The sequence below is a fragment of the Arthrobacter sp. efr-133-TYG-120 genome, from assembly GCF_030209785.1.
Taxonomy (GTDB): domain Bacteria; phylum Actinomycetota; class Actinomycetes; order Actinomycetales; family Micrococcaceae; genus Arthrobacter.
Map to the genome: position 1 here is coordinate 30991 of NZ_JARVRI010000001.1, position 24160 is coordinate 55150.

22 protein-coding genes are annotated in these 24160 nt (G+C 63.9%); 2 read left to right on the top strand and 20 right to left on the bottom strand.

Annotation, left to right across the window (positions count from 1 at the left end):
- Window positions 1-6 precede the first annotated feature (6 nt).
- On the bottom strand, window positions 7-264 hold the full coding sequence (locus QRN51_RS00155) for a DUF6458 family protein (protein WP_078107972.1): 258 nt from the start codon (window positions 262-264) through the stop codon (window positions 7-9).
- Between the two features lie 222 nt (window positions 265-486).
- Between QRN51_RS00155 and QRN51_RS00160 the strand changes: the two genes are divergently transcribed.
- Window positions 487-828 (top strand): YegP family protein, encoded by a 342-nt coding sequence (locus tag QRN51_RS00160; protein ID WP_284988165.1) that lies wholly within the window; start codon window positions 487-489, stop codon window positions 826-828.
- Between the two features lie 68 nt (window positions 829-896).
- Here the strand turns inward: QRN51_RS00160 and QRN51_RS00165 are convergent, their stop codons facing one another.
- The 18 genes from QRN51_RS00165 to QRN51_RS00250 form a co-directional block, all read right to left on the bottom strand.
- The gene (locus tag QRN51_RS00165) at window positions 897-1640 is read right to left on the bottom strand and encodes a polyprenol monophosphomannose synthase (protein WP_059389224.1); all 744 of its coding nucleotides are present in this window, start codon (window positions 1638-1640) and stop codon (window positions 897-899) included.
- A gap of 437 nt (window positions 1641-2077) precedes the next feature.
- On the bottom strand, window positions 2078-3754 hold the full coding sequence (locus QRN51_RS00170; RefSeq protein WP_284988166.1) for an amidohydrolase: 1677 nt from the start codon (window positions 3752-3754) through the stop codon (window positions 2078-2080).
- A gap of 32 nt (window positions 3755-3786) precedes the next feature.
- A complete protein-coding gene (locus QRN51_RS00175; RefSeq protein WP_284988167.1) occupies window positions 3787-6684 on the bottom strand; it encodes a DEAD/DEAH box helicase in 2898 nt (965 codons plus the stop codon).
- A 24-nt stretch (window positions 6685-6708) separates the two neighbouring features.
- The gene (gene tatC / locus QRN51_RS00180) at window positions 6709-7503 is read right to left on the bottom strand and encodes a twin-arginine translocase subunit TatC (protein WP_284988313.1); all 795 of its coding nucleotides are present in this window, start codon (window positions 7501-7503) and stop codon (window positions 6709-6711) included.
- Between the two features lie 48 nt (window positions 7504-7551).
- Window positions 7552-7818 (bottom strand): Sec-independent protein translocase subunit TatA, encoded by a 267-nt coding sequence (gene tatA, locus QRN51_RS00185; protein WP_059389227.1) that lies wholly within the window; start codon window positions 7816-7818, stop codon window positions 7552-7554.
- Window positions 7819-7850: 32 nt separating this feature from the next.
- Complete coding sequence (locus QRN51_RS00190; RefSeq protein ID WP_284988168.1) at window positions 7851-8201, bottom strand: hypothetical protein; 351 nt, start codon at window positions 8199-8201, stop codon at window positions 7851-7853.
- A gap of 20 nt (window positions 8202-8221) precedes the next feature.
- Window positions 8222-10228: a helix-turn-helix transcriptional regulator gene (locus tag QRN51_RS00195; protein ID WP_284988169.1), complete on the bottom strand. Its 2007-nt coding sequence runs from the start codon at window positions 10226-10228 to the stop codon at window positions 8222-8224.
- A gap of 95 nt (window positions 10229-10323) precedes the next feature.
- Window positions 10324-10719, bottom strand: coding sequence for an FKBP-type peptidyl-prolyl cis-trans isomerase (locus QRN51_RS00200; protein WP_059389230.1), 396 nt, complete (start codon window positions 10717-10719; stop codon window positions 10324-10326).
- 49 nt (window positions 10720-10768) lie between these two features.
- On the bottom strand, window positions 10769-11713 hold the full coding sequence (locus QRN51_RS00205) for an FKBP-type peptidyl-prolyl cis-trans isomerase (RefSeq protein ID WP_284988170.1): 945 nt from the start codon (window positions 11711-11713) through the stop codon (window positions 10769-10771).
- 110 nt (window positions 11714-11823) lie between these two features.
- On the bottom strand, window positions 11824-13188 hold the full coding sequence (gene pafA / locus QRN51_RS00210) for a Pup--protein ligase (RefSeq protein ID WP_284988171.1): 1365 nt from the start codon (window positions 13186-13188) through the stop codon (window positions 11824-11826).
- Between the two features lies 1 nt (window position 13189).
- Window positions 13190-13897: a proteasome subunit alpha gene (gene prcA / locus QRN51_RS00215; protein WP_284988172.1), complete on the bottom strand. Its 708-nt coding sequence runs from the start codon at window positions 13895-13897 to the stop codon at window positions 13190-13192.
- Between the two features lies 1 nt (window position 13898).
- A complete protein-coding gene (gene prcB / locus QRN51_RS00220) occupies window positions 13899-14708 on the bottom strand; it encodes a proteasome subunit beta (protein WP_284988173.1) in 810 nt (269 codons plus the stop codon).
- A 78-nt stretch (window positions 14709-14786) separates the two neighbouring features.
- A complete protein-coding gene (locus QRN51_RS00225; protein ID WP_059389233.1) occupies window positions 14787-14990 on the bottom strand; it encodes a ubiquitin-like protein Pup in 204 nt (67 codons plus the stop codon).
- Window positions 14991-15112: 122 nt separating this feature from the next.
- Window positions 15113-16729: a depupylase/deamidase Dop gene (gene dop, locus QRN51_RS00230; RefSeq protein WP_284988314.1), complete on the bottom strand. Its 1617-nt coding sequence runs from the start codon at window positions 16727-16729 to the stop codon at window positions 15113-15115.
- 50 nt (window positions 16730-16779) lie between these two features.
- Window positions 16780-18594 (bottom strand): proteasome ATPase, encoded by a 1815-nt coding sequence (arc, locus tag QRN51_RS00235; protein ID WP_084784542.1) that lies wholly within the window; start codon window positions 18592-18594, stop codon window positions 16780-16782.
- Window positions 18595-18695: 101 nt separating this feature from the next.
- Window positions 18696-19748: a tRNA (adenine-N1)-methyltransferase gene (locus tag QRN51_RS00240; protein WP_284988174.1), complete on the bottom strand. Its 1053-nt coding sequence runs from the start codon at window positions 19746-19748 to the stop codon at window positions 18696-18698.
- Window positions 19749-19866: 118 nt separating this feature from the next.
- Window positions 19867-21036: a site-2 protease family protein gene (locus QRN51_RS00245; protein ID WP_284988175.1), complete on the bottom strand. Its 1170-nt coding sequence runs from the start codon at window positions 21034-21036 to the stop codon at window positions 19867-19869.
- Window positions 21037-21780: an HAD family hydrolase gene (locus tag QRN51_RS00250; protein ID WP_284988176.1), complete on the bottom strand. Its 744-nt coding sequence runs from the start codon at window positions 21778-21780 to the stop codon at window positions 21037-21039. It abuts the gene before it with no gap.
- A 119-nt stretch (window positions 21781-21899) separates the two neighbouring features.
- On the opposite strand from QRN51_RS00250, the gene QRN51_RS00255 reads away from it, so the two are divergent.
- Window positions 21900-22805, top strand: coding sequence for a PAC2 family protein (locus tag QRN51_RS00255; protein WP_284755619.1), 906 nt, complete (start codon window positions 21900-21902; stop codon window positions 22803-22805).
- Window positions 22806-22871: 66 nt separating this feature from the next.
- On the opposite strand, the gene mshC is transcribed toward QRN51_RS00255, so the two are convergent.
- Window positions 22872-24155 carry a cysteine--1-D-myo-inosityl 2-amino-2-deoxy-alpha-D-glucopyranoside ligase gene (mshC, locus tag QRN51_RS00260; RefSeq protein ID WP_284988177.1) on the bottom strand — a complete coding sequence of 428 codons (1284 nt, stop codon included), beginning with the start codon at window positions 24153-24155 and terminating at the stop codon, window positions 22872-22874.
- Between the last annotated feature and the right edge of the window lie 5 nt (window positions 24156-24160).

Consider the following 24160-nt stretch of genomic DNA (forward strand, 5'->3'; position numbering starts at 1 on the left):
TTGTTGCTAGATTCCGCCGTCGCGGGTGTCCCTGGTCACGATGCGGTCCCCCGTGACGGGGTCTACTGTGGCGCGGCTTTCGCTGATTCGACGGGTCCGGCGCGGGCCGAACACGAAGAGGGAAACGATCAAGCCGATGACGCCGACGACCATGAGGATGTAGCCGACCATATGGAGGTCGATGAATGACACGACATCTCCGGGGATCGCGAAGGCCAGAATGGCGCCTATCGCAATAAGGAAGATGGATGATCCGATACCCACTGGTGTACCTCCTGCTGAACCGCGGACCCGGCGGTGGCGGGTATTACTAAGCTTACTTTGCATCGCCAAAACTACACGTCGACGCCCCATCCGGCAACCACATCCCTGCGGAATCCGGGATCTGTGCGGCGCAAGGGGCTAAACGCTAAGGGTGCTTTGCTTTGAGGTGACCGCCGGGTACGGTCGTTAGAAGGACGATATGTCTCTATTGGGGAGGTCAGCGTGGCAGGAAAGTTTGAACTATTTGTCGATGCCCGGGAACGCTACAGGTTCCGGCTTAAGGCAGCGGACGGGACCGTCATGGCGGTCTCGAAGGATTTTGAGACAAAACGCGCCGCAGTGGTGGGAATCCGCGAAGTGCGGGCATGCGCGGGAATGGGACTGATCACGGACCTGTGCCCGGGCCAGCCGGCAGCACCCGGACCGGCATCCGGAATCTCCGCGCAAGCCCTTCCAGAGGCGAGGCCGCCCCGGGGCCGGAGTTGGCTGGGCCGAACCTCCATCGCTCGCAAGCGCGGCAACAAAGCACTGACGTCCAAGCGGTGGCCGAACCTGGTCAAATAGCGCCGGACTGCGGAAAAGGCCGGTTCCGCACTCTTCAGAGAGTGCGGAACCGGCCTTGTCTGTTAAGCCTACTTTGAGACCGGGGTCTTCTTCCGGGTCAGCGCGGCCCACCGGGAGGCGAGCCCCCACTTGGTGACGTTGATCATGGCCTCAACAACTATATTGCCGCTCATCTTGGAGGCACCAAGCTCGCGCTCAACAAATGTGATGGGGCATTCGACGATCTTCAGGCCGAGCTTGGCGACCCGCCACGCCAGATCCACCTGGAAACCGTAGCCAACCGATTCGACCTGGTCCAGCTTGAGCGCCTCTAGCGTGCTGCGCCGGAACGCGCGGTAGCCGCCGGTGATGTCCTTGATCTTCAAGCCAAGCATGAGCCGGGCGTAGGTGCTCCCCGTGCGTGAAATCGCTTGACGGTAGAACGGCCAGTTCACCGTGCCGCCACCGGGAACCCAGCGTGAGCCCATCGCAAGGTCGGCGCCGTCGTTGATCGCGTCAAGCAGCAACGGGAGCTGCTCGGGCTGGTGCGAACCATCGGCGTCCATCTCGACAAGGACGTCGTAGCCGGCGGCCATGCCCCATTTGAATCCGGCGATATACGCGGCTCCGAGGCCTTCCTTGCCCTTGCGGTGCAGGACATGGACCTGGCCGTCCTCGGCGGCGATGCTGTCGGCTAGCTGTCCCGTGCCGTCAGGGCTGTTGTCGTCGACAACCAGGACGTCTGAGGCGGGCACAGCCGCGCGCAGCCGTCCGAGGGTCTTGGGTAGCGATTCCAGCTCGTTGTACGTGGGGATGATCGTCAGGACACGCAAGAAGAGGCCTTTCCTTGATGGAGCGGTCAGTGGGCCGGAGCAGCAGCGTGGCTGGCATTCAGGCGCAACTCTCCATTATAGAACGACAACTTGACGTACCTGGGGACACCTGTGGCGTCCGCCACATGGGTCTCACTTGGCCGCGGGCAGGCCCACTAGCGCAGGTCCAGTGCCGGCACGCGTGTTGAACTCGAGGCCGAACCGTTTTCTGCGGCGCAGTGGACCTGCCCACTACGAGTGCCACGGTCTTGGAAAACGGGTCCGTTGACTGTTTTTGGCAGCGGACCCCACCGCGGCCAGACAACCAGGTATTTCCTGTGGAAGCCTGTTGACCCTAAATGCTACGGACTTCACAAATCCTGTCAAGCGCCGCCTGAGCTGGGGCTTTATCCATACATGCAGGTCAGGGCCCCCAGGACCAGCAAAGCTATCTGCAACTATGACCGCAAAATTTCGCTCGCGAAGATCTCCTGGCCTTCGCGTACGGTCTGCAGGCAAGCGGGATCGCTACCGCTGTCCAGCGCGGGGAGGAGGGGCGTCCGTGCACGTGGATCGGTAGACCAGGACTGGACGCGGTCGTCGGCCACCTGCACCATCAGCTCTTCGACTTCCCACACCGCAAAACTCGCAGGTGCCCCGGGAACCAACTGTCCCATCAGCGGATTGCGCTCTTTGCCGGCCCGCCAACCGGCCCGGGTGTGTCCGAGGAACGCTGCCCGCGCCGAAATGCGCTGATCCGGATTGCTGTGTTCCAAGCATGCCCTGACGCTGGACCATGGGCGCAACGGGGTGACCGGGCTATCGCTTCCGAAGCACACCGGCACGCCCGTGGAGTAATACGAAGCGAAGGGGTTCATGGCCACGCTTCGCGCCCCCAGGCGCTGCTCGTATAGTTTTCCCGCCCCGCCCCAGGTGGCATCGAAGGCGGGCTGTGCGCTCACTGTGATCGAATATTTCGCAAGCCGGGCGAGATCGCCGGCATCGGCCATTTCCACATGCTCAAGACGGTGCGCGGCGGCACGGACCCGCTGCTCCCCCACCTCCGATGCGGCAACGTCAAAAGCGTCCAGCGCCGTCTTCAGTCCTGCGTCGCCAATGACGTGGAAGCCTGCCTGGATACCGAGCGCTGAACAGGCCGCAATGTGGCCGGCGGCTTCGTCGACGGAGACGTAGAGGCTTCCACGGTGGCCTGGAGCGTCGGCGTAGTCTGCGCTGAGGGCAGCCGTTCTCGAACCGATGGAACCGTCGATGTTCAAGTCCCCCGCCAGGCCAAGGACGGGCACGCCCAAGCCTTCCAGGATGGCAGAGGCGTGCTCGGCCGATGTGGCGAGTTCGCCCCAATAGGGAAGGATCCCGGGCACGCCCGCGCTGCCCTCCTTCCACGACGCAGAGTTCCACGACGCAGACATCCGAAGGTCGTCGACGCTGCAAATGTGCGGGGCCGCCATCTCGGCCAAGGCGACATAGCCGTGGGCCGCAGCCTCGCGCAGGGCCAGTTCCTGGTATCGGCGGCGCTCGGAGTCGGGGAACTGCCTGGCGACCAGCCGGGCCGCGGCGTGGGCGGCCCTCAGGACGTGCGCCGAACCGTCGTAGCCATCGAGGCCGTCCAGCCCGGCCGCGGATGCCAAGGCGGATGAGGCAAGAGCCGAGTGCGCATCTACGCGCGCCAGGTACACCTTGCGCCCGCCTGCGGCGCGGTCGAGCTCCTCGGGCGTGGGCAGCGTCTTTTCGTACCACACCGACTCGTCCCAACCGTGGCCAAGCACGACGCCGCTGGTACCGAGTGCCTTGGCGGCCAGGGCGACGGCGTCGAGCAGCTCCCGCGCCGAGCGGACCCCGGCCAGGTGGAGGGAATCGGAAGCAATTCCGGTCTCCGTGAGGTGCATGTGGGAGTCTACGAAACCGGGCGCCAGCAAGGCTCCCCGGAGATCGATCACCTCCATCGATGAGTCGGCAATCGATGTTGCAGCCTGCTCAGAGCCAACCCAGGCAACAGTGTCACCGTCAACCAGCATTGCCGTCGCGAAGGGATCAGCGGCTGTGTAGACGGAGCCGTTCCGGTACATCGTGACCTTGCGGGGCCGGGTTTCGGCGGGCACGCCTGGATGAGTCATGGATATGCTCCTTGCTGGGAATCTGTGGTGTGTCAGGAGACGTTGGAGTAGGCGACGACGCCGCGCCGGACCAGATCGATCGCTTCGCGGCACATCTTGGTTTGGCGCCGTTCGAGCCCTGGAATCTTCGCCATCTGGTCCAGCAGGTCGATGACCTGCTTCGCCCAGCGCACAAAGTCGCCTGCAGCGAGGTCGGTGCCGCTGAGGACCTCCTGGAGATGGCGGCCCTTCGCCCACTTGAAGATGGGCCAGACAAGTCCCAGCTCCGGTTCGGCGGTGAGCGGGAGCCTGTTCTTGTCCTCGACGTCCTCCAACGCAGACCACTCCCGGACCACGATGTCCACGGACGTTTCGAGGGATACGGACGGCATTTTGGGTCGCAGGCCGCGATCGTCGCGCTTGGCTTGGTAGACCATCGTGCTGGCCAGCGCAGCCAGTTCGGCGCCATCGAGGTCCTTGATGGCCCCTTGGCGGATGGATTGGGAGATCAGTAGGTCTTTTTCGCCGTAGATGCGGCGCAGGCGCTGGCCGTCCGCGCTGATGGTGACATGGCCGGCGTCGGACGTCTGGAGGTAACCGTAAACGGCGAGGACATCGCAGACCCGGTCAAATGTCTTCGCGATCGTATTGGTACGGCCCTGGATCTGCCGGATGAGCCCATCGGTTTCATGCCGCAGTTTCCACCAGCGTTCGGCCCAACGGGCATGGTCCTCACGCTCGCTGCAGCCGTGGCACGGATGGGCCCGCAGCGCCCGGCGAAGGTCTGCGATCTTCTTTTCCTGGTCCGGCATGTAGCGGGCGCGCCCGAAGTCCTCGCTCCGGTTCGTGCCGCGGGCCGGCGGACGCCCCTCCCGCACGGCATTCCGCATGGCGGATGCCAGATCACGGCGGGATTTGGGCAGCTTGGCGTTGAACGCCTTGGGAATCCGGATCCAGGACACGGGATCAACCGGCCCTTCGACTTCGTGGGCACCGATCCTGTGAAGCTGGTTGTCTTCCGTCAGGACCGCGGGCCGAGGTTCGCGCGAGTTCGGATCGGCATTGAGCACGACGGCGTAACCCGGCGTGCGTCCGCCCGGAACCTTGACGATGTCGCCGGGCATGAGCCGGCTCAGGGAGTCAACGGTCAGCGACTTGCGGGCCCGCGAGGTGCTCCTCGAGGCGAATTGTTCTGCCTCGCTGAGATCCCGCCTGAGCTTGGCGTACTCAGTGAAATCGCCGAGGTGGCACTTCATGGATTCGGCATAGCCGGCCAGGGACTCTTCACGGCTTCGCACCTGCCGGGCCAGCCCGACGACTGAACGGTCCGCCTGGAACTGGGCGAACGACGATTCGAGGATCTGCCGTGCCCGGGGCCGCCCGAACTGGGCAATCAGGTTGATGCTCATGTTGTAGGTAGGGCGGAAGCTTGAGTTGAGCGGATAGGTGCGCCGCGAAGCGAGGCCGGCGACGGCAGCAGGATCCGTACCCGGTTGCCAAAGCACCACTGCGTGGCCTTCGACGTCGATTCCGCGCCGTCCCGCCCGGCCGGTCAACTGGGTGTACTCCCCCGCGGTGATGTTGACGTGGGCTTCGCCGTTGAACTTGTCGAGCTTCTCCAGGACGACACAGCGTGCGGGCATGTTGACGCCCAGGGCGAGGGTCTCCGTGGCGAAAACGGCTTTGACCAGGCCATCGGCGAAGAGTTTCTCGACGACTTCCTTGAAGGTCGGCAGCAAACCGGCGTGGTGCGCCGCGAGCCCGCGGAGCAGCCCGTCGCGCCAACTCCAAAAGCCCAGGACATCGAGGTCGTCGGCGGGAATCTCCCGGCTCGCCTCGTCCACCCGGGACGCAATGATCTGCTGTTCGCGCTCGGTCGTGAGCCACAGCCCGGCCGCGGCACACTGCGCAACAGCTCCGTCGCAACCGGCGCGGGAGAAGATGAAGGTAATGGCCGGAAGCAGTCCTTGACGGTCCAGGCTCGCAATGATCTGGGGCCGGCTGGCCTTGCGCACCGGGCTGCGCTGCTCACTGGCTGTGTTGTCACGCTGGCGGTCCTGCCGCCGGCGGCTGCGTCCGCCATGGCCAAAGCGGCCGCGGAAGTTCATCTGGCTTTCCGCCCGTGCCATGGAAAGCAACTCCGGGTTGACCTCGAATTCCCTTTGCGGGGGGTTCCTGTCGGGCTCCCGGACTGGCTCCGGCACGGATCCTTCGCCGTCTGCTGCCTCCGGAGCGATCTCGTCAAAGGTGGTATCCCCCGCGAAGAGATCAACAATTTCACGCCCCACCATGACGTGCTGCCACAAGGGGACGGGACGGTGTTCGGAGACAATCACGTCGGTGTGTCCACGCACCGTGTCCAGCCACGCGCCGAACTCTTCCGCGTTGGACACCGTGGCGCTCAAGGAAACCACTTGCACTTCGCTGGGCAGGTGGATGATCACTTCTTCCCAGACTGCGCCGCGGAAGCGGTCTGCCAGGTAGTGCACCTCATCCATCACGACGTAGCCAAGGTCCCCCAAGGTGTCCGAATCGGCATACAGCATGTTCCTCAGGACTTCAGTGGTCATCACCACGATCGGAGCCTCGCCGTTGATGGTGGTGTCGCCGGTCAGCAGTCCCACGCTTGAGGCACCGTACTTCGCCGATAGCTCGGAGAACTTCTGGTTGCTCAGCGCTTTGATCGGCGTCGTGTAGAACGCCTTGAGCCCGCGTTCGAGGGCCAAGTAGATGGCGAACTCGCCGACGATTGTCTTCCCGGCCCCCGTGGGCGCCGCCACGAGTACTCCGTTGCCTTCCTGGAGCGAACGGCACGCGTCACGCTGGAAAGGGTCAAGCTCGAACTCCAGCGACTGGGCAAAGGTGCCAAGATAGGTTTTCGACTCGGCACTCCGTTGCGCTGCTGCTTGAAAGGCTTCTGAGGGCGAAAGGGCCCCTGAATTGGAGGACATGCTTCAAGCCTAGTGGCCGTGGGACTACAGGTTCTCCAGATCGGAGGCGGGTGTGGCGAGGTCGGCCGTGGCTTCCGTCTCGGCGGCAATCTTCGACTGCTGGCGGGCGCGACGTTTGTCGTTCAGCATGCAGAGACCAATCGCGGCGAAGAACAGCACCAGGAGCGGGCCGGCAAGCATGAACATTGACAGCGCGTCAGCACCGGGCGCGGCAACCGCTGCCAGGACAAACACGAGAAAGACCGTGATGCGCCAGGCCTTGAGGATGGTCCTGCCGCTCAAGACGCCCGCCATGTTGACGCCCACCAGCACCACCGGTACCAGGAAGGCGATACCCAGGAAAAGAAGCATGTGCGTAGCGAACGTCAAGTACTGGGCAGCGTCGATGTTGTTGGCACCGTTTTGTGGAGTGAACTGCAGCAGTGCCCGCACGACGTTCGGAATCACCAGCCAGGCGACGTACACGCCAACCAGGAACAATGGCACAGCGGCGGCCATGTACCCGAGCGTGTACCGGCGTTCCTTCTTGGTCAGGCCGGGAGTGATGAATGCCCAGACCTGGTAGATCCAGATAGGGCTTGAGAGTACCAGGCCGATCTGGATAGCAATGCGGAGCTTGAAGTCGAAGGGATCGGCCACGCTAGCGAAGTTCAGGACCGCGGTGCGTTTGGTCTCCTGCGCGATCTTGACCAATGGATCCGACAGGCTGTTGACTACCGGCTCATAGAGGAACCACCCTGCCACGGCGCCTAGGAGAATGCCGATGGCAGACTTGATCAGCCGGTTCTTAAGCTCCCTCAGGTGGTCTAGGAGCGCCATCCGCCCTTCGGGGTTGGCTTTGCGGCCCGTCTTCGTTGCCACTACTGCTTAGCTACGGCTTGCAGGCGGAACGTCGGTGTCGTTGCCGCTCTTGTTCGCTTCGGGGTGGTTGACCACTTTGCCTTCAACGGGGTCCGTGTCGTCCTTGGCCGCCGGCTTGCCGTCGTTCTTCATTTCCTTGACTTCGGATCTGATGATGCGCATCGATTGGCCGAGGCTGCGGGCCATGGCAGGCAGCTTGGGTGCCGCGAAGAGCAGCAGGGCCACGATGATGATAATGACAATTGGCCAAGGGCCATCAAATAGTCGTCCCACGGGAAGTCCTTTCGTTGGAATACATCCTACGTCTAACTGAAATCGATGTCGTGCAGAGACTGGGGTTGGCCCCGTTCCGCTTTGCGCTTAACGCGCTTCTGGCGACGCGCTTCCTGGCGGGAGGCCTTGGCCGTCACGTAATCATGACGCATCTGTTCCGGTGAGGCAAAAACGGCCGCACCGAACTCTTTCACTGGAGACTCGCCGTCGTCGTCGGGGCGTTCGGGAAGGTGCGTGCGGTGCCCCAGCCGCTCCCCTGCGGCACTCAATTCACGCACCGTGGCCATGAACTTCCGGAAAAGCCGGACGCCCAACAGGACGTAGCAAAGCAGCGACACCGCGATCAGCGCGAGCCATAAAAGGATCCAGGACCACCAAGGCATCTGAGTAGTCTAACCAGCCTTCATTGCTTGTACTGCGCAAGTGCGGCAGCCAGCCAGGCGACCGAGGCGTCGGCAAGCCCCTCTGGCGCCAGTATGCGGGCCGCACCGCCGTGCTGTGCGACAAACATCGGCAACCAGTCCGCATTTCCGAACCGGACCTCGGCAAGCAAGCCGCCGTCGGGAAGCACGGCCGTCCGTTCCGCATAATAGTCATCCGCCAGCCCCGCGCCTTGCCGGGTCAGCTGGAGCACGACCACCACGTCGTCGTCGTTCGGTGTGTACAGCTTCACCGGGACGCCCTCCTCGGTGCTTGCGCTCTTGGAAACGGAACGGCCGTTGGGCTCGATCTCCTCGATGCGGTCCAGGCGGAAGTTCCGCAGCCCGGCTTTGCTGTGGCAGTACGCCTCGAAGTACCAGGTGTTGTCCAAGGAATAAAGCCGGAAAGGGTCGACGTCCCGTTCGGACACGGAGTCGTGCTGCTGCGACAGGTAGCGAAGCCGCAATTGGCGGCCCGCCTGGATCGCGCGGGTGATGGTGTCGAACGCCCCGGCGTCGGCCGGGGCGACGGGCGGGCCGGCGACTGCCGCCGCCAAACGGCCGGCCTCCCCTGCCGCGCCGGTGAGCTTCAGTGTTACTGACTGCAGGGCTCCGCTTTGCTCGTCCTCCGACATTCCGGCCTGGGCGGGAAGCCCGCCCAGGGTCGCCAAGCCCGTCAGCAGGGCGGAAGCCTCGTCAACACTGAAGCCGATGGGCCGGTTGAGGTCGAGGTGCTCGCGGATGTAGACGTGCTCGTTTTCCCAATCGATATCGAACAAGTCATCCGGATAGCCTTCGGGGCGGCCGGAGCAAATCAGGATCTTCAGGTCCTCGACTAGTTCCTCGCGGGTGACACCGAAACGGTCCGCCACTTCCTGGATGGGCAGGCCCTGGTTATGGACAAGGAAGGGGACCAGCTGGAGCATGCGGTTGAGCTGGTCTTCCGAGGTCCGCTTACGCGCCCGCGGTGCCGGTCCGGCGTCTTCGAAGCGGACCTCGACGGCGGGGCTCGAGGCGAACGCGGCGGCAGCCTCAAGGCGACGGATCACGGCGTCGCGCAGCTCGGGAGGTCCCTCCACGAGCACGTGGGGACCGTAGGAGGCCAGTTCTTCGGCGAGCAGTTCGCTGTCCCGGTACGGCACGGAGAGGCGGTCCCTTCCCATCCGGGAGCCACTGACGCCTCCGGCTCCGCCGACACCCACCGCGCGCTTGCGAAGACCCAGCAGACGGCCTTCGGCGACGTCGAGCTGGGCCTCCTGCAAGGGAAGTTCATTGAGGCCGTCCAGTTCGGCACGGGTATCAAACCCTGGGGGGATTTCGCAGTGATACGCCGTCTCAACGTGAACATCGCTCGTCATCCGGGACAGCCTGAAAAACCGTTTCGCTTTCCGGCCCCTGTCGTAGCCCACCAGGTACCACTGGCCGAACCGGCTCCCGAGGCCCCAGGGCTCTACCATCCGGCTTTCGTCTTTGCCGGTACTCGCGGCACGGTAGCCAAAACTCACAGGGTGCCGGCCGTTCATGGCCACGATGATGTCGTCAAAAGCCTGGCCGGCGGGCTTGATGCGCGGCTGGACTCCGGCGGGGAGTTCGACGTCGGCAAGGTCGCCGGAAGCCTGCAGCTTACGTAGCGCGCTTGCGGCGGCAGAGCCAAGCGCCGCGCGTTCCCACAGCTGCGCGGCCAGAAGCAAAACCGTGCCCTCGGCCGGCGTCAGGTGCACGTACGGCAATCGATTGGACTCCTTGCCGATCCGGTATCGGGTCGAAGCGGGATCGTCCGAGCCGAAACCGTGGTCAAGGAGCGTTTCGATGTCGAAGCCAAACCGCTTCAGCTCCGCCTTGTCCCGCTCAAACATGCGTCCGAACGCGACGTCGCTCTCGCCGGAATCGTGATAGACCTGCTGCCTGAGAACGGCCCGTGACAGCCCGTATTTCGTGTTCAGAAGGGCGATCAGCAGGTTCAGGAGTCGTTCGGTACGTGATGCGGACACGCCTGCTACGTTACTAAATTCCTCCGGCAAAGGCGGAAGGCGCGTCTGCAGCCGGATTTCTCCGGCTGCAGACGCGCCTTCCCATGCTGCGAAACCTAGCGGACTGCTACGAGGTCCACCACGAAGATGAGGGCTTCGTTGGGCTTGATGGCCCCGCCCGCTCCACGGGAGCCGTAGGCAAGCTCGGACGGGATTTCAAGGCGACGGCGGCCGCCGACCTTCATGCCAAGCAGGCCTTGGTCCCACCCCTGGATGACCTGGCCGACTCCCACGCGGAAGTCCAGCGGTGCGCCGCGGCCCCAGGACGCGTCGAATTCCTCGCCGGTGGACCAAGCAACGCCAACGTAGTGGGTGGAGACGGTGTCGCCGGCCTGAGCCTCGGCGCCGTCACCAACGATGATGTCCTTGATAACGAGTTCCGTCGGGACGTCGCCCTCCGGGAAGTCGATCTCCGGCTTAGTGCGGTCGTAATCGCGCTGACCAAATGACATGGGTACTCCTCAATTTGATAGGGACGGTGTTATGGAGGTTTGCGGATGCTTACTGGGCGCCCAGGATGTCCACGACGAAGACGAGGTCGCCTGTGGGCTGGCCCTGGGCCGCGGCGCCGTCGCCATACGCGAGGCTCTTGGGAATGACCAAGAGGACGCGGGAGCCGACCGTCTTGCCGGCAAGGCCTTGCGTCCAGCCCTTGATGACGCCGTTGAGCGCGAAGCTGGCGGTTTGGCCCTTGTCGTAGCTGGAGTCGAACTTCTTGCCATCAGCCAAGGTGACGCCGACGTAGTTGACCGTCAGGGTGTCCGTTTCCTTGACGACCGCGCCCTTGCCCTTGATGAGGTCCTGGGCGACGAGGGCCGACGGCGCCTTCGCGCCGTCAACGGAAATCTGCGGAATTCCCTTGTCGTCGACCTTGACCGTGGGGAGGCCGGCGGGCGGGTTAACGGTATCGCCCTCGGGCTTGTCCAGGGGCTTGACAGCGTCCTTGACGCCGGTGACCTTGAAGACCACCAGCTGGGATGACGTTGCCGCTGCTTCAGCCGAAGCAGGAGTTCCCGGGACGGCGAAAGCGATGTCGGCGCCGACCTTCGCACCGACCAGAGCGTTGTAGAGCACAGCGCTGCCGGTCTTGAGCTGGTCGTTCAGTTCGACGGGCTGGGACCCTGTCGGGAAAGTGTCTTCGAGGGTCTTGCCGTCCTTGCCGTCGACGGCAATGTAGGTGATCTGCGCCACCTGTCCGGCCTTCACCTTGTCGCCGGTGCCGTCGCTGACCATTTTGATGGTCGGCTGCGTTACGTCCACCGGCTTGTTGAATTCCAGGCCGGGTGCCTTCTTGTCTCCATTGTCGGAGACCTTAAGGGAATCCAGCTTGGCGACTTCGCCGGCGGACTGACTGGTGGGCTCCGGGGTTGCTGTTGGTGCCGGGCTTCCGCCGCATGCGGTCATCAGCAAGAGGCCGGGGATAAGAATTGCTAGTAGACGTCGCACAAATTGAACTTTCGTCGGGGCAAAAGGAGGGCATGGACGGGCCAGGCTCGGCCATGCGCGTAGAGGCCTGTTAAAAGGCCAACCTCCAGAGTAGCGGGTGAAGCTGGGAGTCAGCTCATCGAGTCCAGGAGGGCATCTACTCTTTCGTCGACGCTGCGGAAGGGATCCTTGCACAAAATCGTCTGGTGCGCGCGGTCGTTCAACTTCAGATGGACCCAATCCACGGTGTAGTCACGGCCGAGTTCCTGGGCGCGCCGGACGAAGTCGCCGCGGAGTTTTGCCCGGGTGGTCTGCGGCGGCGCATCCACTGCATCCTTGATGTCCGTGTCGGCAACCAGACGCCGCGCCGCGCCGCGGGACTGGAGCAGGAAGAAGAGCCCGCGCTTGCGTGAGATGTCGTGATACGTCAGGTCCAATTGCGCGATCCGCGGGGAGTCCAGGCCGATTCCATGGCGGCGCATGTACCCATCCATCAGCTTCTTCTTGATGGCCCAGTCCACTTCCGTGTCTATTCCGCTGGTATCGCCGCTATCGATCGCGTCCAGCGTCCGCTCCCAAAGATCCAGGATGAGCGGCACGTGCGGATTGTGGGCTCCATTCGATGCGACAAAAGCGGTGACCTTTGCAAGGTACTCCCGCTGGATGTCCAGGGCCGTCAGTTGCCTGCCGTTGGCCAGGCGAACCAAAGCCTTACCGCTGAGATCATGGGAGATTTCCCGGATGCTTCGGATGGGGTTCTCCATCCGCATGTCCCGCATGATCACTCCGGCCTCAATCATGCGCAGGAGCAGATCCACCGTTCCCACCTTCAAGAGCGCGGTGGTCTCGGACATGTTGGAATCGCCGACGATCACGTGCAGACGACGGAAGAACTCGGCATCGGCGTGCGGCTCGTCACGGGTGTTGATGATGGGGCGGGATCTCGTCGTCGCCGAAGACACGCCTTCCCAAATGTGGTCGGCACGCTGGGAGAACGCGAACGTGGCCCCGTGGGGCGTCTTCAGGACCTTGCCCGCACCTGCGATCAGCTGACGCGTGACGAGGAAGGGAATGAGGATCTCCGCGAGCCGCGAGAACTCGCCCCGCCGCGGAATCAGGTAGTTTTCGTGGCTGCCGTAGGAATTGCCGGCGGAATCGGTGTTGTTCTTGAACAGGTAGACCGTTCCGTTGAATCCCTCCGCCGCAAGCCGGGCCTGTGCTTCATCAACGAGGTCATCGAGGATGAGCTCCCCCGCCCTGTCGTGGGCGATCAGCTGCGCGAGGTCGTCGCATTCCGCGGTGGCGTACTCCGGGTGCGAGCCGACATCCAAGTACAGGCGCGAGCCATTCGTGAGGAAGACGTTTGAGGAGCGTCCCCAGCTCACTACTTTGCGAAAGAGGTACCTGGCCACTTCCTCGGGAGCCAACGGCCGTGAGTCGGGGCTCGAGTACGAAATACCGAACTCCGTTTCGATCCCGAATATCCTCTTGTCCATCTCAGGCCTCCCCTGCCAGCAGTTGCGTGATTTCGTCAGCCCTGAGCCGCCGGAATGCCCTCCGGGATCCGCGCCCGCTTTCCGGACTCCGGTCCAACACCGCGGCTTCGACTGCCGTCCCGGGAAGCGCGTCCACTTCCTTGTCCGTGGCCAGCGCCTTGACGGCCAATCGAAGCGCCCCGGCCAGGCTGAGGTCAGCCTTCCAACCGCGGCCCACCGTCTCGGCAACTTGCTCGGCCAAGCCGCCCATCACCACAAAACCGTTCTCGTCGGCAATCGAGCCGTCGAAAGTCAGCCGATAGAGGTGGTCCTCGGCCTGCGTGTGCCCGACCTCTGCCACCGCCAGCTCGACTTCGAAAGGTTTTTGTTCCGCAGTGAAGACGGCGCCAAGGCTCTGCGCGTAGACGCTGGCCAGACCGCGTGCGGTGACGTCCTCGCGATCGTATGAATAGCCGCGGACGTCGGCGTAGCGGACACCGGCTTGCCGAAGACTCTCAAACTCGTTGTACTTCCCCACGGCTGCGAACGCGATCTTGTCGTAGATCTCACCGATCTTGTGGAGCGACGGCGAAGGGTTTTCAGCCACCAGCGCGATGCCGTCAGCGCAACTGATCACGACGACGGACCGGCCGCGGGCGATACCCTTCCGCGCGAAGTCCGCACGGTCCTTCATCAGTTGTTCGGGCGAAACATAAAACTGCTGGGTCATCTCAGGCCTCCCGTCCGGCAACTGCGCGCGATTCAACAATAGATCCAGCGATCGCCGCCAACTCCCGTTCCGGCACCCGTCGGGCACCGGCGCGGTTGACGGTGTAGACCACCGGCCAGAGCTGCCGGACCGGGTCCGGACCGCCCGTGGCGGAGTCGTCGTCGGCAGCGTCATAGAGGGCCTCAACCGCGACGGCGACAGCCTCGTCTTCGGTGAGGTTCGGCCGCCACAGCTTCTTCAGGGCGCCGCGTGCGAAGACCGAACCCGAGCCGACCGAATGGTGCTCCAATTCCTCGTACCGTCCCCCGGTGACATCGTAGGAGAAAAGCCGTCCCACGCCGGCTGCCTGGTCGAAGCCCGCGAAGAGCGGGATCACCGCGAGGCCTTGCATGGCCATCGGCAGGTTTCCCCGGATCATGGCGCCAAGCCTGTTGGCTTTGCCGTCCAGGCTCAGCAGAGTGCCCTCGATCTTTTCGTAGTGTTCCAGTTCCACTTGGAACAACCGCGTGATGTCGATGGCCAGCCCCGCGGTCCCGGCAATTCCCAGGACGGAGTATTCGTCGGCCGGGAAGACCTTCTCGATGTGCCTGCTGGCGATCACATTGCCCATCGTGGCACGCCGGTCCCCCGCCATCAGGACGCCACCGGGGTAACTGAGGGCGACGATCGTTGTGGCATGGGGCACGGGGGGAATCTGTCCCGCAGGCAGCGCTTGATTAAAGGGGAGGAGTTCAGGCCTGGAGCGTTGCAGATGCTCTATGAACGAAGACGTTGCTTGGGTGGCCAGGTGGCCGGTTGATGGATCCTGCATTGCTGCGCTCCTTCGACTCTGACATCCGATGCCCGGCGGCCTCGCGCCGGCCGGGCCCTTGGCTTAGCTGGCGGCTGGCTATTGGCCGCCCTTTTGCACAAATGCCCTGACGAACTCTTCGGCGTTCGATTCAAGCACGCCATCGATTTCGTCGAGGAGATCGTCCACGCCCTGCGTCGCTACCGAGGCCTGGGCCTCCGGCGCTGCGGGCGGCGCCTCGGGGGCGTCGGTCTCTACCTCGACGTCCCGCGACTGCGGTTGCTGCTGCTCCTGAGCTGCCATTTCCTTCTCCATTCTGTCCATCCCCGGCAACGGGGACTTCCTGTAATGCCATACTGCCACGGGGCGGGCCGCCACGCTGCGGTTTTAAGGGCCCGTTTGACGCCCTTTAGCCGGCTGCTTGTTCAGGCAGGCGGGGCCGGGTCCAGGCCGAGCAATTCACGGAGGAATGCGCCCGCCGTGTCGTGTTTCCGAAACAGTTGTCCGGTGAGTGCTTCCGTGCCGCGGAGGGGTTCCCGGGTGGGCACGCGCTGCAGTTTTCCAATGCCGGGAACGTCGAAGATGACCGAATCCCAACTGGCACCGACCACGTCCTTGCCGAAGCTGGAAACACACTTCCCGCGGAAAAACGCGCGCGTGTCCGGCGGCGGTTCGACGACAGCGCGGCTGATGGTGGCTTCGTCCACGATTGTCTGCATGCGGTCGCGGGAAAGCATCCGGTAATAGAGGCCCTTTTCCGGCCTCACGTCGGACCATTGCAAATCGACGAGGCCCAGGCGGGCATCGTTCCATTCCAGGCCGTCACGGTTCCGATAACCATCCAGCAAGGACATTTTGGCGAGCCATTCGACCGATGACGCGGCACCGGCGGGGTTGGTCCCCAAGAGCCCCAGCGTCGACTCCCACCGTTCCAGGACATCCCGGGTGTGGCCGTCTCCGCTGAAGGAGTCAGAAACCCCGGTTTCCTGTCCAAGTTTGGCCGCTGCCTCGTAGTACATCCACTGGATATCGAGCGCTGTGACGCGCCGTCCGTCAAGGAGCCTGACCGTGGCAGTCAGGGAGGTGTCGTGGCTGATTGCCTGGAGGCCGGCCACCGGCTCATGCACCTCGATCTTCGGAGCTTGGCCGGCTTCGATGAGGCTCAGGACCAAAGCCGTGGTGCCGAACTTCAAGTAGTTCGACACCTGGCTCAGGTTGGCGTCGCCGATGATGACATGCAGGCGCCGGTATTTGTCCGCCGTCGCGTGCGGTTCATCCCGGGTATTGATGATCGGGCGCCTGATGGTGGTTTCCAGTCCCACCTCGGCCTCAAAGAAATCCGCACGCTGACTGATCTGGAATCCGGCGGTTGAACCGTCCTGGCCCTTGCCGAGCCGTCCGGCACCACAGATGACCTGGCGCGTGACGAAGAAAGGCGTCAGGCCGCGGACGATGTCCCCGAAAGGTACCGACCGTGGCATGAGGTAGTTTTCGTGGGAACCGTAGGACACAGATTTGTTGTCGGTGTTGTTCTTGTACAGGTTGATGGCCGGCAGATCCGGATCCGCGGCGACCTTCCGAACCGTGGCCAGGGCGACGAGGTCGCCGGCCGCGTCCCACGCGACGATGTCCCGGGGATTCGTGACCTCCGGACTCGAATATTCCGGATGGGCATGGTCCACGTACAGGCGCGCCCCGTTGCCGAGGACCATGTTCATCAGCAACGAGCCTGACTCGTCGCCGCCGTCGGCTTCGAGCTCCTGGCGCCCGTACGCCAAGGCGACTGCCTCGGCGTCGAGCACGGGGGGCCTGTCCGTCAGCTGGCTGGGGTCGGCGGCACTGCGCTCCACCGTCCAACCGCGTGCGTCATGCAGGGGCTCTTCGTCCGTATAGTCCCAGCGGGTCTCGGCCCCGCCGGCCGCCCGCTGTCGCGTGAGGTTGGCGTAGGCCTGGATGATCCGCGCGGACATCATCGTGGCGTTCGCCCCCGGAGCGGAGGGCGCATGGATACCGTATTCAGTTTCCGAACCCATGACCCGCATGGCCCCGCCCACGGGAAGCTTGTCCGAAGGCAGGCCTTCCGGCCGGGCCGTCACAGGTACTGGCCGGTGTTGGGAGTCGTTTCGATCGACTTCCCGGGCTCCTGGCCGGCCTTGCCCTGGACGATGGTGCGGATGTAGGTGATGCGTTCGCCCTTCTTGCCCGAGATGCGTGCCCAGTCGTCCGGGTTGGTGGTGTTGGGCATGTCCTCGTGTTCGCGGAATTCGTCGACGACGGCGCGCAGGAAGTGGTCGATCCGCAGGCCTTTCTGCTGGGTTAGCAGGAGGTCCTTGATGGCGTACTTCTTGGCCCGGTCCACGACGTTCTGGACAACCGCGCCGGAGTTGAAGTCCTTGAAGTAGAGCATCTCGGTATCGCCGTTGGCGTAGGTGACTTCGAGATACTCGTTGGACTTCTCCGTCGAATACATGGCTTCAACGGTGCGCTGGATAATGGCGTCGACCGTGGCCTGGACGTCGCCGCCGTGCTCTGCCAGATCCGTCGCGTGGAATGGAAGGTCGGTGGTGATGTACTTGGCGAAAATGTCGGCGGCCGCCTCGGCGTCGGGCCGCTGGATCTTGACCTTCACGTCAAGCCGCCCTGGACGAAGAATAGCCGGATCGATCATGTCTTCACGGTTCGAGGCACCGATCACGATGACGTTGTCCAGGCGTTCGACGCCGTCGATCTCGCTCAGGAGCTGCGGGACGATGGTTGTTTCGACGTCGGAGGACACCCCGGTGCCGCGGGTGCGGAACAGCGAGTCCATTTCGTCGAAGAACACCACCACGGGGCTGCCATCGGAGGCTTTCTCCCGGGCACGCGCAAAGATCAGGCGGATGTGCCGCTCTGTTTCACCGACGTATTTGTCAAGGAGTTCAGGCCCCTTGATGTTCAGGAAATAGCTCTTCAGGTCTACGTTGCCGGCCCGTTCGGAGGCGCGGGCGGCGAGCGAGTTGGCAACGGCCTTCGCGATCAGCGTCTTGCCGCAACCCGGAGGACCGTAAAGCAGGATGCCCTTCGGGGCTTTGAGACCGTGTTCGCGGTACAGGTCCGGGTGCAGGAACGGCAGTTCCACCGCGTCGCGGATCTGTTCGATTTGCGGGCCCAGGCCGCCGATGTCCTCGTACGTAATATCCGGGACTTCCTCGAGGACCAGGTTTTCGACCTCTGCCCGGGGCACCTTCTCCAGTGCGTAGCCCGTGCGGGAATCGAGCGACAAAGCATCGCCGACGCGCAGGTGCACCTTCTGCAATGCGCCTGAGAGCCTGACTACCCGCTCTTCATCGGCCCTGCCCACGACGAGGGCGCGGTCCGTGCCCAGCATTTCCTTGAGCGTGACAAGTTCGCCTGCCCGTTCGTAGCCCAGGCCTGTCACCACGAGGAGGGCCTCATTGAGGAGGACTTCCTGCCCAACGGCCAGCTGGTTGATGTTAACGAGCGGGCTGACGCCCACGCGCATCTTGCGGCCGGCATTGAAGATGTCGACCGATTCCTCGGTGGCCGCCTGGCCGGTGCTGCCTGCCGTCGGCTGGCGCCTTGGATTGATCTGCAGGATGGTCCCGAAGCTGTACGGCGGTTGGCCGTCCTGCTCGAGGGCGCCTTTGAGTCGCAGTATTTCGGCCTTAGCCGTCTCCAGCATGGTCACGAGCTTGGTGTTGTTCTGGGTGGCGGCGGCAAGCTGACGGTCGATATGGCGCAGTTTGTCTCGAAGGATGTTTATCTGGCGTTCCGCGACAGTGAGTTCCGCGGAGTCGTCCACCGGTTGGATTGCCCCACCCCCGTGTCCCGCTTTTCCTTCAGTCACAGCCTTGTTCGATGGCTCCTCCGGCGTTGTTCGCCCGAAGTCATTGTTCGACGTATCCACGAAGCATCAGCTCCTTCCCGCTTTCTATAAATAGACCTTAGCCCTCAAAAGCGTTGGGTAACCTGTGACATCCGGAATGCGGACCAGTTTGTGATCTTTCCCTAGGGAGCGGGTGTGGGGTCGTCCTTGACGTTGGTGCCGGCAATCGCATCCCGCGCGGCCCGGCGCAGTTTCTTGTCGGAAACCGCACGCTCTCCTACCGCCCCCGGAGTCCAGGCATTCAGGTCCTCTTCGCTGAACTCGGTCTTGGACGGTCGCCGTTTGACGGAGATCCCGGTCACGCCGTCGGCGAGGCGACGCGTCACCAAAAGGAAGCCGGTGTGGGCCACCATGCGGTGGTCGGGACGGACCGCGAGGCCCTCAAGGTGCCAGCCGCGCACCATGGACTCCCAGGCGTCCGGTTCCGTGAAACGGCCGTCGGCGCGGATCGCTTCAGCGGTACGGGAGAGCTGGGTCACGGTGGCCACGTAGTTGATCCATACGCCGCCCGGGGCCAAAACGGTGGCTACGGCGTCGAGGCATTCCCACGGAGCGAGCATGTCCAGCACCACGCGGTCCACGGATCCGGGCCCTTCGGAGCGGACGACTTCCTCCTGGAAGTCGCCGAGCGAGATCTTCCAGGCCGGGTGCGGACCGCCGAAAATGGTTTCCACGTTGCCGCGGGCAATGTCGGCGAATTCTTCGCGACGCTCGAAGGAGTGGAGGTACCCGTTGTCGCCGACTGCTCGAAGCAGGGAGATCGAAAGGGCGCCGGAACCAACGCCGGCCTCCACAACGCGGGCCCCCGGGAAGATATCGGCCATGGTGACGATCTGGCCGGCATCCTTGGGGTACACCACTGCGGCACCGCGGGGCATGGACAACACGAAGTCCGAGAGCAAGGGACGGAGGGTCTGGTACTGCTGGCCGATGTTGTTGGCCACCACTGAACCGTCAACCTGGCCGATGATTTCGTCGTGGTTCAGGAAGCCGCGGTGCGTATGGAAAGCGCCGCCTTCCTCCAGGGTGATGGTGTTCATCCGGCCGCGTTCGTCCGTGAGTTGAACCCGTTCGCCCACACGGAAGGGCCCTCGGCGCCGGGCCGCACCAGTCGGCTGAATGGCGGTGTCGGCGGCGCCGGTGGCCGTGTAGTTGGCGGCGGTTTCGCTGCTCATGGGTGTTTCCTCGCTCCTGTACGGCTGGGCCGTCATTTGTTGCCGCAGTTACTGCTTAGTGATGCACACTGCCGGCCGGGTTATTTCACGACCGGCAGGTAACTCTACCGGGAAGGTCCTACGGGCGTCCGCTCCGTCGGGCTACTTTACCTGTAATGGCCGTCACTACCGCCTGCTGACGCAGCAGGCCCATGACCGTGCCGCGTTCGTCCACGACCGCGTATTCAGCGCCGCTGAGCTGCGCCAAATACTGGATCAGTTCCTGGCCGCTGGACGTCCAGGGCACGTAGGCACCGTCGGCGAGCGGGGTGGAAACCGCGGTCACGAAGGTCGTGGATACCTCGGAGGGCGGCACGGCTGCGGCGGCATGCGGATCGACGAGGCCCTGTGGCCGGCCATCCGGTCCGCAGATCACGACGGCGGGCGTGCCGTACGGTGCCACGCGCAGGACTTCGGCGACCGTGGCCGAGTTCGGAATTCCGACGGCGGGTTCAGCCAAGGCGGCGGCACTCACCGAGGGGAGGCGTCCACGGAGCGTCGCTTGCTTGATCGCGCCCGAGGCGCCCATCCAAAGGAAGCTGCAGACAAGGACGGTGATGAGCGTGTAGCTGAGATCCGGGGTATTTCCGCTCAGCAAGGGCAGCACGATAAACCACACGATCAAGACGATCACGATCACCCGCCCCGCCCAGCCAGCCGCCACCGTTCCCTTTTCCTGGCTACCCGTGGCTTTCCATACCGCGGACTCCACCAGGCGACCTCCGTCAAGGGGAAGACCCGGGAGCACATTGAAGATGCCGATGAGCACATTGGCGGCCATGAGGATGTTCGTCAGCGTGTCCGCTACCCCAGTGAAGTCATTTGCCGCTCGCAGCAGCCATGTGGCCCCCGCAAGGACAAAGTTCGCGGCGGGCCCCGCCAAGGCGACAACCACCGAACGGCCCGGGGACGCGATGAAGCTTTCGAATTGCGTGTGCCCGCCCCAGAGATTCAACACGATCTTCTCGGTGGGCCAGTTGAAGGCCTTGGCGCTCAAGGCATGGGCGAGTTCGTGGACAAGGACCGAGAACGCAAGGAGCAGCGCGTAAGCAAAGGCAACGAAGTACGCGGCGATACCCAACCTGTGGTCTCGGATGAGCAGCGCCGGGCCGAAGACGATCACCGTGAACGCGGCGATGATGAACCAGGAGTACGCAAGGTACACGGGGATTCCCGCGATGCGGCCGAGTGGAATCCCGTCCTTCCTTCTGCTGCGTGTGCTGTGGCCACCGTTCCGGGGAGTGCTCACTTAGTTTGCCTGTCCAAGGAATGCCGCAGCGGGCATGGTGGCGGAAGCGCGGGCGGAGACAAGCGCCTCAAGGTCGGAGACCCTCCGTCCCTGGAGGGTGTCCCAGGTTGCCCGGCGGGCATCCTCGGGCAAAGCCATTTGGTGCGGAATTCCCACCGTGACCACCCCCGAGGCGATCGCGGACGCAACGCCCGGCACGGAATCCTCTAGAGCGACGCAGTGATCCACGGTCAGCGCAGGATCCGTGTCCCGGAGCCGCTCGACGGCGGCGAGGTACGCCTCGGGGTGGGGTTTTCCTTGGCTGACGGTGTCCCCCGTGATGAGGAACTCGAAGTAGGGCTTGGGGAGGTTGGCGACGACCTCCCGCACCATCGGGCCTTCGGACATCGTCACGAGGGCGCACCGGACGCCCGATTGATACAGCTCGTCCAGCAGCTCCTTGGCACCGGGCCGCCACGGCACCTCGACGCGGAGGCGGTCGATGACCTGGGCGCTCAAGGAGTCAACGATCTCCCGCTTCTCCAGGTTCACTCCAGCCTTTTGGAGAATGCCGGCCGAGTGCATGAGCGATTGCCCTACGAGCTGCATGGCTTGTTCATGGCTCCAGGCGCCTCCGTAGGACTCCACGAGGGTGCGCTCTGCGGCAATCCAATACGGCTCGGTGTCCACCAGGGTGCCATCCATGTCCCATAGCGCGGCTTTGAGCTCGGCTTTTACAAAGGGCTGGGTGGCTGAAGCAAGCATGCCTAAAGTCTACGTGGAAGGAGGCAGGGCGATTGCCGCTCTACGCCCGGGGCGAAGTATGGCCACGCCGGTCCCCGCACGCCATGCATCGGTGGCGGTGTTGGACGTAGGGTGAGTGAATGAACAGTTTGGACGGAGCCCCTGACGGACAGGCCACTTCACCGGAGCCTGAGCGCCTTCTCCAGCCTGTAGCCGAAGGTCAGCGCATCACCGTGATGCTCGCGGCTTTCGAAGGTTGGAACGACGCCGGTGAGGCGGCCAGCGATTCCCTGCACTACTTGAACAAGTTGTGGCAAGGAAAGAAAGTGGCATCCGTTGATGCCGACGACTATTACGACTTCCAGTTCACCAGGCCGACTGTGCGACGCACGGCCGCCGGGACGCGCAAAGTGAAGTGGCCTTCCACGCGCTTGTACAAGGCCAGCGTCCCGGACAGCAACGTCGATGTGGTGTTCGTACTCGGCACCGAGCCGTCCTACCGCTGGCGTGCCTACACGGCCGAGCTTCTGGTCCACGCTGAAACGCTCAAGGTCGACTATGTGGTGTTGATCGGCGCCCTTCTGGCCGATGTCCCGCACAGCCGCCCAATCCCCGTGAGCACCACCTCGGACGACAGCGGATTGCGGCAGCGGTTGAACCTGGAGGCTTCGCAGTACGAGGGTCCGGTAGGCATTGTGGGCGTGCTGGCGGAATTCGCGCTGCTCGCGGGCTTGCCCACGGTGTCGCTGTGGGCGGCCGTGCCGCACTATGTCGCCCAACCGCCCTCCCCCAAGGCGCAACTGGCCATCTTGAACAGGATCGAGGACCTGCTCCAGGTGCCGCTGGACACCCACGCCCTCAACGAGGAATCCGAGGCCTGGGAGCGGGGCGTGGACGAACTGGCCACCGAAGACCCCGAAATCGCCGCCTACGTGCGGCAGCTCGAGGAGGCCAAGGACACGGCCGACCTGCCGGAGGCCAGTGGCGAATCCATCGCCCGCGAGTTCGAGCGCTATCTCAAGCGCAGGGGCAAGGACAAGCCCTAACCCAACGCGGGGTCACTTACGGCCCGTCCAAGGGGACATTATGGGCCGTAAGTGACCCCGCGTTGCTTAAAGCTCGACGCCGAGCAATCCGTTGATCGCGTCGCTCACCAGGGCGGAATCCAGTGCACTCGGATTAGCGGTGGACGGATTACTGAGAGCCGCCGCGGCCCAGGCATCGACGGCGGCGACCGCGCCGGGAGCATTCAGGTCGTTGGCCAGCTCGGCACGCATCCGCGTCAGCAATTCCGCCGCTGTTCCCTCGGGAGCGATGTCCCGGGCGGCCCGCCACGTGTTGAGGCGTTCCTTGGCCTGGGCGAAGCCTTCATCGGTCCAGGACCAATCCGAGCGGTAGTGGTTGGCCAGGATCGCCAGGCGGATTGCGGCGGGCTCTTCGCCTGCTGCACGGAGCTTGGACACCAGCACCAGGTTGCCCTTGGACTTGCTCATCTTTTCACCGTCCAGGCCCACCATTCCAGCATGGGCGTAGTGGCGTGCCAGGGGAATGCCGCTTAGCGAATACGCGTGTCCGGCGCCCATTTCGTGATGCGGGAAAACGAGGTCAGATCCGCCGCCCTGCACGGTGAACGGTTCCGGCAGGTACTTCTGCGCGATGACCGTACATTCGATGTGCCAGCCGGGACGTCCGTCACCGAGGCTTGCGCCCGGCCAGCTCGGCTCGCCGTCGCGGGCAACGCGCCATAGCAGGGGATCAAGGGGATTCCGCTTGCCGGAGCGGCCGGGATCGCCGCCGCGCTCGGCGAAAAGCTCGAGCATTTCCACTTCGCCGAGCCCCGAAATGTCCCCGAGGGTCCACGCGTCCGGGCTATCCGACGCCTTGCCGGCTGCCTCGACGTCGTAGTAGACGTCGCCGTCGGGTTCGCCACCCGTGCCGTGCACACGGTAGGCGAGCTCGTCCGCGATCAATTTCTCGATAGCCGGAACGATCATCGGGATCGCTTCGACGGCTCCGATGTAGTAATTCGGGGCCAGCACATTGAGGGCGTCCATGTCGGTCTGGAAAAGCTCAATCTGGCTCGCCGCCAACTCCCGCCAGTCAACGCCGGTGGCGGTGGCCCGCTCCAGGAGCGGATCGTCGACGTCGGTGACGTTCTGGACGTACGCAACGCGCTGGCCGCTGTCCCGCCATGCCCGGTTGAGCAGGTCGAAGGCGACGTAGCTGGCGGCGTGGCCCATGTGGGTGGCGTCGTACGGCGTGATGCCGCAGACGTACATGGATTGCTCCGCACGTGGCTCGACCTCCACGAGGGACCCGAGGGCGGTGTCGAACAGCCTCAACGGGGGCATGCTGCCGGGTAGTTCAGGCACAGGGCGGGAGATCCACGATTTCACAGCCT

Coding starts and splice junctions, on each gene's coding strand:
- QRN51_RS00170 (WP_284988166.1), bottom strand. CDS start 3,754: ATGACTCATCCAGGCGTGCCCGCCGAAACCCGGCCCCGCAAGGTCACG.
- QRN51_RS00175 (WP_284988167.1), bottom strand. CDS start 6,684: ATGTCCTCCAATTCAGGGGCCCTTTCGCCCTCAGAAGCCTTTCAAGCA.
- tatC (WP_284988313.1), bottom strand. CDS start 7,503: ATGGCGCTCCTAGACCACCTGAGGGAGCTTAAGAACCGGCTGATCAAG.
- QRN51_RS00190 (WP_284988168.1), bottom strand. CDS start 8,201: ATGCCTTGGTGGTCCTGGATCCTTTTATGGCTCGCGCTGATCGCGGTG.
- QRN51_RS00200 (WP_059389230.1), bottom strand. CDS start 10,719: ATGTCATTTGGTCAGCGCGATTACGACCGCACTAAGCCGGAGATCGAC.
- pafA (WP_284988171.1), bottom strand. CDS start 13,188: ATGGACAAGAGGATATTCGGGATCGAAACGGAGTTCGGTATTTCGTAC.
- prcA (WP_284988172.1), bottom strand. CDS start 13,897: ATGACCCAGCAGTTTTATGTTTCGCCCGAACAACTGATGAAGGACCGT.
- prcB (WP_284988173.1), bottom strand. CDS start 14,708: ATGCAGGATCCATCAACCGGCCACCTGGCCACCCAAGCAACGTCTTCG.
- QRN51_RS00225 (WP_059389233.1), bottom strand. CDS start 14,990: ATGGCAGCTCAGGAGCAGCAGCAACCGCAGTCGCGGGACGTCGAGGTA.
- dop (WP_284988314.1), bottom strand. CDS start 16,729: ATGCGGGTCATGGGTTCGGAAACTGAATACGGTATCCATGCGCCCTCC.
- QRN51_RS00240 (WP_284988174.1), bottom strand. CDS start 19,748: ATGAGCAGCGAAACCGCCGCCAACTACACGGCCACCGGCGCCGCCGAC.
- QRN51_RS00250 (WP_284988176.1), bottom strand. CDS start 21,780: ATGCTTGCTTCAGCCACCCAGCCCTTTGTAAAAGCCGAGCTCAAAGCC.
- QRN51_RS00255 (WP_284755619.1), top strand. CDS start 21,900: ATGAACAGTTTGGACGGAGCCCCTGACGGACAGGCCACTTCACCGGAG.